Source organism: Paraferrimonas sp. SM1919, assembly GCF_010993985.1.
Taxonomy (GTDB): domain Bacteria; phylum Pseudomonadota; class Gammaproteobacteria; order Enterobacterales; family Shewanellaceae; genus SM1919.
This window is the reverse complement of record NZ_WINH01000001.1, coordinates 160,324-174,864: the sequence shown is the minus strand read 5'-3', so window position 1 is coordinate 174,864 and position 14,541 is coordinate 160,324. Positions and strand designations below refer to the sequence as shown.

The 14,541-nt window shown below is 40.9% G+C and carries 11 protein-coding genes; 4 read left to right on the top strand and 7 right to left on the bottom strand.

From position 1 onward, the window contains the following. Positions 1-307: 307 nt before the first annotated feature. Positions 308-1,348, top strand: coding sequence for a recombinase RecA (gene recA / locus GFB48_RS00735; protein ID WP_163930172.1), 1,041 nt, complete (start codon positions 308-310; stop codon positions 1,346-1,348). A 218-nt stretch (positions 1,349-1,566) separates the two neighbouring features. Here recA and GFB48_RS00730 read toward each other — a convergent pair whose 3' ends face one another. The 6 genes from GFB48_RS00730 to GFB48_RS00705 form a co-directional block, all read right to left on the bottom strand. After that, positions 1,567-2,022, bottom strand: coding sequence for a DUF3106 domain-containing protein (locus GFB48_RS00730; protein WP_163930170.1), 456 nt, complete (start codon positions 2,020-2,022; stop codon positions 1,567-1,569). After that, positions 2,015-2,233, bottom strand: a complete 219-nt coding sequence (locus tag GFB48_RS00725) for a hypothetical protein (RefSeq protein WP_163930168.1) — start codon at positions 2,231-2,233, stop codon at positions 2,015-2,017. Before GFB48_RS00725 ends, GFB48_RS00730 begins: the two co-directional genes overlap by 8 nt. Next, a complete protein-coding gene (locus GFB48_RS00720; protein ID WP_163930166.1) occupies positions 2,206-2,529 on the bottom strand; it encodes a DUF3619 family protein in 324 nt (107 codons plus the stop codon). Before GFB48_RS00720 ends, GFB48_RS00725 begins: the two co-directional genes overlap by 28 nt. Next, positions 2,522-3,055, bottom strand: a complete 534-nt coding sequence (locus GFB48_RS00715; RefSeq protein WP_163930165.1) for an RNA polymerase sigma factor — start codon at positions 3,053-3,055, stop codon at positions 2,522-2,524. The genes GFB48_RS00720 and GFB48_RS00715 overlap by 8 nt, the downstream gene beginning before the upstream one ends. Positions 3,056-3,089: 34 nt before the next feature. Beyond that, a complete protein-coding gene (locus tag GFB48_RS00710; protein ID WP_163930162.1) occupies positions 3,090-4,868 on the bottom strand; it encodes a DUF4382 domain-containing protein in 1,779 nt (592 codons plus the stop codon). 113 nt (positions 4,869-4,981) lie between these two features. Next, on the bottom strand, positions 4,982-7,318 hold the full coding sequence (locus tag GFB48_RS00705) for a PilZ domain-containing protein (protein WP_163930161.1): 2,337 nt from the start codon (positions 7,316-7,318) through the stop codon (positions 4,982-4,984). Between the two features lie 88 nt (positions 7,319-7,406). Between GFB48_RS00705 and radA the strand changes: the two genes are divergently transcribed. Further along, on the top strand, positions 7,407-8,783 hold the full coding sequence (gene radA, locus GFB48_RS00700) for a DNA repair protein RadA (RefSeq protein WP_163930159.1): 1,377 nt from the start codon (positions 7,407-7,409) through the stop codon (positions 8,781-8,783). 7 nt (positions 8,784-8,790) lie between these two features. After that, a complete protein-coding gene (gene cysQ / locus GFB48_RS00695) occupies positions 8,791-9,546 on the top strand; it encodes a 3'(2'),5'-bisphosphate nucleotidase CysQ (protein WP_163930157.1) in 756 nt (251 codons plus the stop codon). A 51-nt stretch (positions 9,547-9,597) separates the two neighbouring features. Here cysQ and GFB48_RS00690 read toward each other — a convergent pair whose 3' ends face one another. Further along, the gene (locus GFB48_RS00690) at positions 9,598-11,235 is read right to left on the bottom strand and encodes a phospholipid carrier-dependent glycosyltransferase (RefSeq protein ID WP_163930155.1); all 1,638 of its coding nucleotides are present in this window, start codon (positions 11,233-11,235) and stop codon (positions 9,598-9,600) included. A gap of 426 nt (positions 11,236-11,661) precedes the next feature. Here GFB48_RS00690 and GFB48_RS00685 point away from each other — a divergent pair, with 426 nt between their 5' ends. After that, positions 11,662-14,184, top strand: coding sequence for a TonB-dependent receptor (locus GFB48_RS00685; protein ID WP_163930151.1), 2,523 nt, complete (start codon positions 11,662-11,664; stop codon positions 14,182-14,184). Positions 14,185-14,541: the final 357 nt, after the last annotated feature.

Here is a 14,541-nt window from a genome sequence, read left to right as displayed (position 1 = left end):
TAAATCCTGACTGGTCACGTGCAAAAGTGTCCTTTACATAAGGTTGCTAAAGATAATTTGTTTGATGATAAGGGATCCATGCTTTGGTGTCTAAGGGGGCACTCTATAAAATCCATAATTTTACTGTTAATCGAACTATTCAGTACTGGTCAAATGCTTGCTCACATAAAAAAGTTAAATATTTAACCATAATTATCAATGCTTTATTTATAATTTCAGATAAAAGTTTGAAATAGTAGTTGATACTGTACGCTCATACAGTATACTACTGTTCATTAACGATTAAGAATTTATCTGGAGCAAGCAAATGGATGACAACAAGCAAAGGGCGCTCAGTGCCGCACTAAGCCAAATTGAAAAACAATTTGGTAAAGGTTCTATTATGAAGCTAGGTGACAATCGCACCATGGATATTGAAACCATATCCACAGGTTCATTAGCTTTAGATATTGCTCTTGGTGCTGGTGGCTTGCCAATGGGCCGTATTGTTGAAATCTACGGTCCAGAAAGCTCTGGTAAAACGACCCTTACTTTAGAGGTTATTGCCGCTGCACAAAAGCAGGGAAAAACTTGTGCCTTTATTGATGCTGAGCATGCACTAGACCCAATTTACGCGCAAAAGCTGGGCGTAAATATTGATGAATTATTAGTTTCACAGCCAGATACAGGTGAGCAAGCTCTTGAAATTGCTGATGCGCTAGCACGTTCTGGGGCGGTTGATGTATTGGTCGTTGACTCGGTTGCAGCACTGACTCCAAAAGCAGAGCTTGAAGGTGAAATGGGTGACAGCCACATGGGTTTACAAGCACGTATGCTTTCTCAAGCAATGCGTAAGTTAACCGGTAACCTTAAACAGTCAAACTGTATGTGTATCTTCATTAACCAAATTCGTATGAAGATTGGTGTGATGTTTGGTTCACCAGAGACCACCACAGGTGGTAACGCACTTAAGTTCTATGCTTCTGTACGTCTGGATATCCGCCGTACTGGTGCGATTAAAGATGGTGACGAGGTAGTTGGTAACGAAACCCGTATTAAGGTGGTTAAGAACAAGATTTCTGCGCCATTTAAACAAGCTGAAACCCAAATCCTTTACGGTGAAGGCTTTAACCGTTACGGTGAGCTAATTGACTTAGGCGTTAAAAACAAGCTTGTAGAAAAATCAGGTGCTTGGTACAGCTACAAGGGCGATAAAATTGGTCAAGGTAAAGCAAACTCTTGTCGATATTTAAAAGAGAACCCAGCTATTTCTCAAGAAATAGAGCAGCAACTGCGTGATATGTTATTGGCGGCTCCTGTTGAGCAAGCTGAAGACGTTACTGCTACACCTGAGTCAGAACTGGAATAAATCGAGAGCGCTTCGCTGTTAGGGCGACAGTGTCATTGAGAGCAGTGTGCTAACTGCCGTTATAAAAAAGCCGGATTATGAAAATAATCCGGCTTTTTTGATGCGCAGCTGAAAGTGAAATAAGCTGCCCTACTCATAAGTGATTAAAATACATTAGAGTAGAGTGGCGCCTTTTAGGGGCAATCCGCTTTTTAACCATTTATGTATGTTTATTCTGGCTATTTATTCTTCTTCATAAAGCGCTTCTTCATTTTTTGTTTTTGCGAAGGGCTCATATTACTGAACTTTTTCTTAAGTTTTGCCTGTTTTTCTGGTGATAATTGTTTAAATTTACCAAAAGCGGCTTTTACTTTTTGCTGCTGTTCAGGTGTTAGCTTTTTAAACTCTTTAAAGCGAGCTTTTGCATTTCGTTTTTGTTCCGGGCTAAGCTTTTGCCATTGTTTAAAGCGCTGTTGAACATTTTGCTTTTGATCTGCAGACAGGTTTGTCCAGCGGTTGGCGCCTTTTACCAATCTATCTTGAGTTTCGCTATCTAGTTTATCCCAGCGTTTCTCAAATTTTGCCAATACCTGTTTTGAGCTTGCTGGAAGACTGTCCCAATCTTGGGCGCTGGAGCTTGCGGAAAATAAAAAGCCAGCGATCAACAAGCAGATTGTGCTCATTAATTTACTCATCTTTTGGCTCCTTAGGTTCTTGATCATAATTGTTCATTGGTTCAAATTGTTTTTCTAATAGGTCAACCGGTGTCACAAGTTGTTCATCAACGATTACGGTATCACTTAAAAATAATAATAATTCTAAACTTAACTCGTTATTGGTATTGGCCTTTGTTGCAAAGCTAACACTAAAAATAAAGGCTAAGATTGTGATTGTTCTGCAAGCCAAATACTAAACTCCAAGTCTGTGAGCATTTCAGGATCCTCACTTATCAATAATTCAAAGCTTTCAACTTGAGCAAGCTCAATCTGATCACTGTCCTGTTGTAAATTCATCCATACACCAAAAGTGGCAGCAGCTGCAAGGGACGGCCCAAGGAGCATCCATGGTCGAGCATTTTTAGGCTTAGCTTGAGCTAGGGCATTCATTCTTGCCTGTTGCAATCTTAATTTAACATCAGCAGGCATCTGCGTAAGCTGGCTATCAGCCAATTCTTTAATTTGTGATTCTGTCGGTTTAGTCATAGTAGTAATCCTTAAGAGCTGCTTGCATTTTGGCTAACGCTCTCGAGTAATGGGTTTTTATACTGCCTTGAGTACAGCCCATAATAGTTGCAGCCTCAGCCGTTGAAAAACCTTGCCAACAGCGCAACATAAAAACTTGTTGCTGGCGCAACGGAAGCTGACTTAGATGCAATTGCATCGCTTGAGTGGCATCGTTAAGTTGGGTTTGCTTTTCACTGTTGTGATGGTCAATCCCTTCTGTTAAGTAGTCTTGAAAATCTTCATCAACACTCACAGGAGTCATATAAAGCATTTTTTTCAAGGTTTGCTTGCGATGCCAATCAGTAATTTTGTTTTGCAAAATCCTATAAAATAAGGGAGTCCAATCCTCAGAAGCTTTATCGCTGTAATTGCTAATGAGTTTAAGCATGGTGTCCTGAACGATATCCATTGCTTCATCAAGGTTTCTTGTAGAAGTTCGCGCCATCTGCAGAGCGCGACCTTCTACCTGAGCAAAAAACTCAGCAATTTCTACTTCTTTGGTCATTTTCAATTAATTATTATTTTTTTATTAATAATAATTATTTGACTACAACTAGGCAACGGCTAGATGTAATTTCTTGGCCATCTAATTGGTATATTCCTGTAGCAGTCACTCGCTTTATTTCAGCACCTTGCTCTATGAGCTTGGCAATTTCTTGCAAGAACTCAGTTGAATTAGTGAAGGTTTGTAGGCTAAATTCAAATGACTTTTTAATGACGAATTCACCACTATCAGCAAAGTTAATACTGTTAAGATCTAAGTCTTCTGAAATCGCTAAAGGGATACTCGCAAGTTTTAAGTGCTTTGTGGCCGCCTGATCCAGTACCAGCTTGTTTTCAACCAGATTGGCAACCGGCGATTGACTTAAGTTGTAGACCGTGGCAACGGCCTTTTGAGATTCAAACTCTAGTTTAGTGACCGATTGCGCATCAAAATCAAAATCACCAGATTTTATAAAGTTACCACGGATTTGAACCCAGTCACCGCTAGTGGTTTGTGGTGTCAGACCATTAAGCTTGATTGACATGCTATCTGGAGATGTCGAGTTATCTTGCCATTGATACCAATTGACACTGTGCTTGTTGGCTAAGATAGCATTGACATTTAAGCCTTCTGCTTCATTCACTTTGGCAGTTATCCGACTGATTTTTAAACGAACTAAGCCATCTTCTACATTAAAACTTGTACCTGTCTCGGTTTCTTGCCATTGCCCCAATGCTTGAATTTTTGACCCCACTGCTATCATAGTTGGGGCAAGATCGGTTTGACCGTTCCAGCTATTGATTTTAGTTTGATCGCCACTGATCAACGTAGTTGTCTTTACAAATCGAGCGGTTCGGTCTTGGGGTTCAATAACAACACCTTTTAGGCTGATGCTGCCATTGTCATTAGCAACAGCAACACCCCTTAATAAATCTTGGTTATGCCATGGCACCGATGTACCAACTTGCATTGAAGCCATTAACCATTGTTCAGTTTGTTTGTCGAAGCGACCATAAGCGATAATAGGCGTGTCAGCAGCTAAGCTTGCTAACACTTCAGAGGCTTGTGCTAAGCTAAGCAATTCACCATTAATCTCAAATTGGGTATTTTCATCAAAATTAAGGGTTTTTCTACCAAAGTCACCGTCTTTGAAGCGAAAAGGTTTAATATCTAGGGTAATGGATGATTCATCACTGCTTTGTAATAGGCCGCGTACCCGATGATCTCTATCACTATCAAGCTCGGCATCAACCACCAAAATAGGGGATACTTCCACTAAAGCGGGTGCCGTGCTTAAAATGGTATTACTTGCCGCTAAGTCAAAATCCAACGTTAATGCCGCTGCCTTACCGGGTAAAATCGCAAGTTGTTGTTGCTCATCTAAGGCAATATCTAATGTATATTGGCTTAATGGATTACCTTCTGCATCAATGGCGCTGGCGACTATAGGGTTACCAAGTTCGTCCTTAATAATGATCTCTGAGCTTGAATAATCAAGGGTAAAAGCAACATGGGTATAAACACCGCTAGCGATAGTTTGACTCGAGAAAAATTCGCTTAAGGTTTGATATTCAACAAAGTCGACCCTTGGGTTATTCGGTAGCACATTGACCACTGCACCATCTGCTCGGGTAAGGGTAATTTGACTAATGTCTACTGCATAAGTTAAAAAGTCCTCTGCAGCATCCCTCAACATGATATCAAGTTGACCAACATCTTGACTAATAACCTGTGAATTATCCTCAATAATAGTCTCTGTTCCACAAGCTGTTAATGCGATACTACTTGCCAGTAAACTCATTCTAAATAAGTGTTGGAGATTAACTTGTTTCATTTGCTGTCCTTATTTGTGCTTTGATATGGCTTAATAACGGACAAGCGAGATATTGGTTGACAAAAAATTGATAAATATATGCAGTGACGAAGAAAGTCGCTGTGGCAAGTAGGTTATGAAGGCACAATGGAGGGCTGCTTAGCGAGCAGCACTTCGAGCTTTAAGTTATACAAATAAAGTGAAGTGATATCGCTGATCTCTACCATAGCTAGATTTTTCCAAAGTTGCTTTTCTAAACGGTTGCGTTTGTGTTGGGCGTGTCGGCCAATGTAATGGAGTAAATCAGCAATTAATTTGATGTTGGGTTTTCCGATACGACAAAAGTGCAGTCTAATGATCTTAATCTGACTTAAAGACTTAAGCTTTAAAAGCAGGTTTGCTTTTTGATAGAGCTTCAAATTGCCCAAAAAATATGCCTGTACACCTTTGTGGGCCTGACTTTGATGACTGATAGCGATATCTATAAAATCCATAGCTTGCGTGTCTTTCATCGCTCTTAATTTCTCAAGTAAATGAGTGTGGATTAAATTTGAAGATAAAATGACTTCAAGATTTAATGAGGCATCATCGGTTGCTGTTGTGAAAAAAGGCAGTAGCACAGATGGCGGCTGGTTGAGTATTACTATGGTATCAAGCTTTAGTAATTGGTTCTCTTTAATTATGAAACCAGGGACTTTATCGAGCGTTGATTTGACTAAATTCATCAAAAGGTATGAAAGCTTTTGGTTATTATCGTTTTTTTCTCCGAGCCTGTGAAGGTGGTGGAAGTTTTGTGCAATTAGCGCTTCAAAAAAATCATTACCGATATGCTGGTTATCAATCATTTTAGATTTGACGCTGATGGTTTTGTCGATGCTGTCTAGATTAACAACAGAGTAGGGCAGCTCTACTAAAGCATATTTATTAGTGAGCTTATTCATCTGTGGGAAGCTTAAATATACGGTACTGCCTAAGGATATGGGTTCTATGGGCTTGGCAAGTTTGATTTTAAAACCTCGGGTTGAAAAATCTACAGTGAGTGCTTTGTGTTTGTTTTTCCCATAGTCAACAATAACCTGAGATTCTAGTTTAAAGCGAGATCCTTTTCTGCGCTCATTAAAGCCATACTCGATAACTTTAGTGGTGATGAGTGGGGCACTTGAGGGCTTAAATTGCTCAAGCCATTGCGGTTTATGATGATGTAGCGTTGCTAGTGGCTGATATTCTTTAAAATGATGGCAAGTTACATTTAAGACTGCCTTAATATTGGAAATTTGACTTTGTATTAAAGGCGGCAGTTTATCGGTGGAGGCATTGTCAAGATCGGCCAGTGGTCGAGCTTCTAGAGTCAGTGCCATAAAGCTGTCAAATTGACGGCCGTATTCATAAAATTCACTAAGTATGCCTTGTTGATTGAGCTCGGCGATTGAGGCGATATAAGGTTGTTGATGGTCAGTAAAATAATAGAAGCTAAGCTGCTCTTTGGTCGCATTTTGATTAATACATAGCATTAGCGTTTCTTGATCGAACAAATGTTCAATATGAACTTGCTGTAAATCGTCGCTCAAAAGCTTTAGTAACGGCAGGTTATCCCTAGTTCTTAAAACAAAGGGCAGTTCAAGGTGGTCAGTATTATTGACAAAAAATGGCAAATGACTAATGCGGGTAACATAATGGTCAATTAAAATTTCTTCTTTGGCTTGTTGTAAGGCATAAGCGGTATCGACTTTGTAGCGGAATTTAAAACGTCGAATAAAATCCCTTAAGACATCTGCGACTTTGTCTGAATGTTGATGGCTTTGCAGCCTTAACATCAATGCATTGGTCCCCTGCTCTATATCGACCACTTCATAGCTCAGTCCCTTTTTAAGCTCCTCTTCAATATATTGATATTCAAGATCAAAGAATTTCACATAGATAAGTTGATTAGGGTCGATTTTAGTATTCAATGGCAGCTTAATCTTGGCTCCATTGACAGATATATCGCTGGAAATCCCAGAAATATGCTGTTGGTTTTGCCAGCAGTCGATTTTGACCGCATAGTTCATACGCTCTTCTGAGCGTTTACTGTTGTCACATATTTTTAAAATATTAATGCCATCATTGGTAGTGACATCAGCAATGGCCTGTCTCGGGTTTTGCTTAATATTATTGATTACAGCTTCGTAGACGCCCAAAGTGTAGCTGCCATTATAAAGTTTTATGTATTTATTAAAGGTATCTAAGGCTTGTTGATCAAGATAATGAACCAAGCCTTGGTATTGGTAGTTAATACAGGTTTCATGAAGTTTGTTTCTTAAGTCGATAACCCTGATACACGGGCGCCACAAGCGGGACACTTCCATCTTTATAAGAAAGCGAGCAGAACGATCTAAGTGAGCCGTTAGGCGGTCAAATATAGATTCATATTCCCGATGCTTGGCAAATGGCACCAGCTGAACCAAAATTTGATGATATTTTTCTAGGCTCATAGTCCCTTATTATTTTTTATTAAGCTTGATAGAATATCGGCACGGCGACATTTAACTTTATCACAACAAATAAGAAGTTATCAAAAGCATGGCTAAAAATAAAACAAAAACGGCATTTGTCTGTACAGAATGTGGAGCAGACTATCCTCGCTGGCTTGGGCAGTGTAATGCTTGTGGGGAGTGGAACACTATCACGGAGATGCGTCAAAGTTCAGTGAAGCCAAGTGATGGCGGTAAGTTTTCTGGTTATGCCGGCACTGCCAGTGGCCAATCACAGGTTAAAAAACTCAGCGAGATTGATTTAACTGAGCTTCCAAGAATGTCGAGCCAATTTAATGAACTAGATAGGGTTCTTGGCGGGGGCATTGTTCCAGGGAGTGCAATTTTGATCGGTGGTCACCCTGGGGCAGGAAAATCAACGCTGTTATTGCAAACGATGTGTAAGCTCAGTGAACAAATGAATACTCTCTACATAACAGGTGAGGAATCTTTGCAACAAGTGGCCATGCGAGCGAACCGTTTAGGTCTCCCAACGGATAAATTGCAAGTGCTGTCGGAAACGTCGGTTGAACGTATTTGTGATGTTGCTGACGAGGTCAAACCCAAAATTATGGTAGTTGACTCCATTCAAGTTGTGCATATGGCGGATATTAGCTCTTCCCCTGGTTCGGTGGCTCAAGTACGAGAATCTGCCGCATTTTTGACTCGTTATGCTAAACAAAATGGCGTGGCAGTGGTGATGGTGGGGCATGTTACTAAAGATGGTTCATTGGCCGGACCTAAGGTTCTTGAACACTGCATTGATTGTTCAATTTTATTGGAAGGGGAAAGTGACAGTCGCTATCGTACTTTACGAAGCCATAAAAACCGCTTCGGAGCCGTTAATGAACTGGGCGTGTTTGCCATGACAGAAACAGGATTGAAGGAAGTGGCCAACCCGTCAGCGATATTCTTATCTAAAGAAGTCGATAGTGCTTCTGGAGCCGTGGTGATGGTGATTTGGGAGGGCTCTCGTCCCTTGCTGGTTGAGTTACAAGCTTTAGTCGATTACAGCCCATTATCCAACCCCCGTCGTGTCGCTGTTGGTTTGGAACAAAACCGATTGAACTTATTATTAGCGGTATTACATCGACACGGTGGTTTGATGTTGGCGGATCAAGATGTGTTTGTGAATGTCGTTGGCGGTGTTAAGGTAACAGAGACTTCGGCGGATTTAGCGCTATTGTTAGCATTGGTTTCCAGTTTCAAAGATAATGTTTTAGATAAAGGCTTAATTGCTTTTGGTGAGGTTGGACTCTCTGGTGAAATTCGACCGGTAGCCAATGGTCAAGAGCGTTTAATCGAGGCGGCGAAACATGGTTTTACTCGGGCTATTGTGCCTAAGGCAAATGTCCCCAAAAAACCGATTGCAGGCATGCAAGTGATTGGCGTTACTAAGTTAACCCAGGCGATAGAATCAATTTAAGGTGAGCATGGAAAAACATTTAAATATGATGCTAGAGGCGGCTAATTTGGCTGCAAGCGCTATCATGGATATTTATCAGAGTGATAATTTTGGCGTGCAGCTTAAGTCCGATGACTCGCCTCTGACTCGTGCCGATTTAGCGGCCCATAAAATTATTTGTGAATACTTGCAAACCCATAGTCAGCTACCGATTTTATCTGAAGAAGGTGCTAACATTCCCTGGAGTACGAGGCGTCAGTGGCATAAATATTTTTTAATCGACCCTATTGATGGTACCAAAGAGTTCATCAAAAGGAATGGTGAGTTTACGGTTAATATTGCTCTGATTGAAAGTGGCAAGCCAGTGGTGGGTGTGGTTTGGGTGCCAGCTAAAAACATCGCTTATTGGGGGGGACAAGGGCTTGGTGCTTTTAAAGGTTTACCTGCTCAGCCTCAAGCTATTCAAGTTAATATAGATAGTCAGCCAGTAAAAGTAGTAGCAAGTCGTTCTCATCCATCTGTTGAACTCACTCACTATTTGCAGCAGCACGACAGTTATGAACTTGTTAGCGTTGGCAGTTCTTTAAAGTTGTGCCTAATTGCTGAAGGCAGTGCCCAATTATACCCCCGTTTAGGCCCTACCAGTGAATGGGATACAGCAGCCGGGCATGCTGTGGTGTTGGCTGCTGGTGGTGAAGTATTGGATTGGCAGAGTCAGCAACCGCTCCTTTATAACCAAACAGAAAGCCTACTGAATCCATATTTTATTGCTAAAGCGGTTTAATGGTTTAGTCAAAAGTCGAAGATAAATTTTCGACTTTTGACTAAAGGTCTCTTAGAAATTTTTATAAAAACTAATACTGTTATCAGTATCTATTAATTTAAATAAGCCACTATTTTTAATGGCTTCATCCACTTCCCTGTTGGCGCGGATCAGTACGCACATGTTTTGTTTTTTAGCGCTTTGGAGTAATTCAACTTCGCTCAAATGTCTGTGGCTTGAATCTGCATAGGCAAGACCATAGTCGAACTCTCCCATATAGCCGACAATATTGACATCAGTTCGATGTTTCAACCAAGTAAGGCTTGCTGCCATGTATTTGTCAGAGTACAGCCCCTGACATTGATTTAATTGCAAACGATTAATAAATTGTTCGGGCAATTGGTGATCGATCGCACTCTTAGGCGCCACCGCCCCTGCCACCCAAAAAAACGGTAGGATCGCTAATGCGGTGTATTTGAGTCTATTTTCAGCTTTTTGTTTGAGGCCGAATGAAGCAATAACTGCACCAAGGACTAAGCTGCTAACAGCGATCCATTTGTTACTCTGTTCGAATGACTGGTAAAAAGGTTCGCTACTAAGGTCGAGACCAATCAGTACCCCAGCTCCAGTAATAAGCAGTCCAGCTAAAGGTAATAACGGCAGTTGCCAACCTTTTGCAATAGCTTGGTTGAGGCTGACAGCGAACATAATACTAATCGGAAGCATCAAAGGCAGGATGTAACCAAGTAATTTTCCCCTAGAGCTTGAAAAGAAGAGTAGACCTAAAACCGCCCATAATAATAAGAACAACAACGGACCGTTGCTTTTAAGCCAAGATAGTTGCCGACCGGTTTGCAGCCAGCATTTAAAACCAAACCACCAAGGTAATAACGCCAGAGGAATAATTGGAAAGAAAAACCAAAATGATTTGCCGTGTTCCGCATCTTTAGCAAAGAAGCGGTTGATATGCTCTTCCCAGAAAAAGTAACGCCAGTAGTCAGGTTCTTGCATATGAACAGCAAGCCCCCAAGGTATACAAACTAAAATGGCACTAGTGATAATTAAAGGGGCAAATTTAACCAATTCAATAAATTGTTTTCTAGCGATACTTAAAGGGACAAAAACGATGAATGGGATCGCCCAAGCTAAAAACCCTTTGGTTAAGAAGGCCAATCCGCACAACACTCCAGCTAAGCAGTACCAGCGCCATTTGTAAGTCGGAGTTTCTAATGCATGAAACAAACAGAACATAGCCGCTGCGAGCCACAGGGTGAGCATGGCATCTAAAGAGCCATAGCTGCCAACAGCATAGACGAGTAGATTGCTACTAAAGACCAGTACCGCAATATTGGCGGTGTTGCTATTGGGCCAATAACGATTACAAAATTGATAAATTAATACACTACAGCCAAGTATCGCAATAATCGAACCAAGCCTAACAGCAATATTGCTGTCCGCTAACATTTGATAGAAAAAAGCATTCACCCACAGATCTAAAATAGGCTTTTCAAAATACCTTAAGCCATTTAGGTGAGGCACAATCCATTGCCCCTGACTCGACATCTCAAAAGCCATGGCAGCATAACGAATTTCATCAGGATTCCATAGCGGCCTAAAAATAGAAGGTATTAGATAGCTGGCAAGCACAAACAAAGCCGTACCCCACCAAAAGATTGATTTATGGCTGCAGTTTTCAATTTTCTTATTCATATAATTCAATTGGTTATATTTAGTTTTCACATCTAAGCATAGTTTAAATTTAGCCGATATCACCTATTTCATAAATTGTGATCAGAGCAATAGTTTAGAACATTAAACGACAGTATTTGAATATTTATTCACTTGTTATGACTTGTTATTAATGTTAAGTAAGTGCTTTTGTTGTTTGTTTTGTGTTTGTAAGTGGTGTTTTTTTGGTGAACTTTGGCGGGGTGTTTGTTTTTTTAAGTTGTTGTTATTGTTGGTTTTTGTGTTTGTCTCTACTTTTTTGTGATTCTGATCACAAAAGTCCTTGCAGCATCAATAATGGCTTGTTAATTGTATTGCCAAGTTGGTGGCTAAATAAAAATAATATTCATTCTATGTTGCATAGAGGTTGCCGGCAGTTAACAACAATTTAGAAGTGTGAGAGGAAAAATGGCTAACAGAGTTATCAGTCAGTTTGTAAAAGCTAGTATTTGGGGCGGTATTGCCGCGTCGGCAACCATACCAGCAGCGATTGCTGCCCAAAATGACGTAGAGCGTCTTGAGGTTACGGGTTCACGTATTAATCGTGCCGATATGGAAACCGCATCACCGGTGACCGTTATTGGTGCTGAAGCGATTCAGGCTTCAGGCTATAACAGCGTTGATGAAGTGCTTGCGGCGCAGCCTGCGATGGCCGGTGCAGCGTTAGGAGCAACCTCGAATAATGGCTCAGGCGGTAAGGCAGAAGTAGACCTTCGCGGTTTAGGTTCACAACGTACTTTAGTGCTGGTAAATGGTCGTCGTATGACCAACTCAGGTACAGGTGCCGATAGCTCTGTTGATTTAAACTCAATTCCTGTAACCATGATTTCTCGCATTGAAATCTTAAAAGATGGCGCTTCTGCTATTTACGGTTCTGATGCAATTGCCGGCGTGGTGAACATTATTACTAAGAAAGACTTTGATGGTTTTGCTTTAGATGTTCAAGGCGGTATTACTGGTGAAGGCGATGGTGGTAACACTCAAGTTTCTGCTATTTATGGTATTAATACGGACTCAGGTAACTATACTTTTGGCGCTTCATTTACCGATCGTCAGGCGGTTGTGCAATCTGACCGTAACTGGGCACCACCTGGGGCGAGTTCCTTTATTCCTAAGGGGTCTTTAGGCGGTAAAGTATTTGATGGCGAAACAGGCGAGTGGAACAATCGTGATGAAGGCTACGATTACAGTAAAGATTCGTACTTCCAGACACCATCTAAGCGTTATAGCTTCTATGCCAGTGCAAACCAAGAAATTACCGATAGCACCAGCTTTAGCGCAGATGTGATTTACACTCGCCGAGAATCTGGTCAGCAAATGGCACCTGAACCAGCGAGCGTAATGTTGGTTACTTGTAACGCCACGTTAACTCAAAACTGTGTTAATTTGACACCTGAAATGATTGCAGGTGGCATTGAAGCCGATGACAAAGGCCGAGTTGAATATCGTCGTCGTATGCAAGATGTGGGTCCTCGTATTACCGAGCAAGAGGTAGATACTTTCCGTCTAAGTGCAGGGTTCAATGGTCAGTTAGATATTCATGAAGGTTTAAACTGGGACCTTTCTTACACCTTAGGTAAGAACGATTCTAAAGACTTTATGAAAAATGCGATTCGTGCCGATCGTATGGCGAACAGCATCTACAATAATCAAGACAAATGGCTATATGGTGGTGCAGACGCATTAACAGCCGATATTGTTAATGATATTTCGTACCTACAATCAAACAACGGTGGTAACGAGCAGCACACCTTCCAAGCTAATATTTCAGGTGATTTATTTGAAATGGCTGGTGGCTATGCCGCTTTTGCATCAGGTTTTGAATACCGTGACGAATCTGGTTATTACAACCCAGATCAGATTTTACAACAAGGTTTAGGAACAGAACCTAAGCAAGCCGCAACTAATGGTAACTACCAAGTGGCTTCTGCATTTACTGAAGTTGCACTACCTCTAAGTGACGATTGGAGCCTTGAGGCCGCGATACGTCATGATAACTATTCGACATTCGGTGGTGCGACAACTTGGAAGCTAGGCACAACTTATGAGTTAACTGATGCGATTAAACTGCGTGGTGTAGCGGCAACCGGTTTCCGTGCACCGAATGTGTCAGAACTCTACGGTGGTGAATCGAGTTCATTTGATTACTTAGATGATCCTTGGGGTAATGCTGAAGATGCCCAATTACGTGTTAAGTACACTTCAGATCCGAACCTAAAACCTGAAGAGTCTAAATCATTAACATTAGGTGCGGTGATTTCTCCAACTTCTGTTGAAGGTTTATCTTTCACTGCAGATTATTGGGATTACGAAATTACTAATGCTATCTCACGCCTTGATACCCAGTCATACTTAAACAAGTGTGAAGATGGTGACACTGCCGCTTGTGAAGCCATTAATGTTACTCCAGAAGGTGATCTTTCAAATTTAAGTAGCCCATTAACAAATATTGGCCAGTTCAATACTCGTGGTATTGATTTCAATATGCAGTACCGCTTTAGTTCTGGTGATATTGATTGGACCATTAACAACGACACTACGCACCTATTAAAGTATGAAAAATCGGGCACTGACTTAACTGGTGTTATTGATGGACAATTGGGGGCTTATGCTCGTTGGAAAAACATGCTAAGAATTTCTGCTCGCAGTGGTGATTGGTCGGTTTCTTATTCTGAGCGCTACATTGGTGATATGCAAGACAGAAGTGCAACAGCAAACAACCCGTATACCGTTTATGTGGGCTCAGCAAGCTATCACAATGTTTCTGCAACGTATCACTTTAATGATGAATTAACCGCAAGCTTTGGTGTTAAAAACTTAACTAACGAGTCACCAAATCGTGTTTCGAATGGCTCAGATGCAGATACGTCTCCTGAAACTTATGATGTATTGGGTCGCCGCTTCTTCGCTGGTGTTAATCTAAGATTCTAAATCGAATATAGAGTCTATTAAAATAACCGCTCCATAATGGAGCGGTTTTGCTTTGGCGCTTCCCTGCTTTTATTTCTACTAAAGTAAGCCCATGCGGCCCCTATGATGAGTAAACATGGTGATATTTCATCTGCTTGGTTTGCTATCCTAACGCCCATTCACAGATAACATATCGTATACAGTCGCGTAACATTGTTGTTGTTGATATGTTAATTTCCGGTGCTTTTTTAACATTGATTATATTATTAAACAATTGATTTTAAAAAATGAAATGACGTGTAAATTATTGATTTTAAGTGTGAAAATGGCTTTTGTTGTTGTTTTTTTGCGTTTGTTTGTAAATTGTTTTGCCTAAGT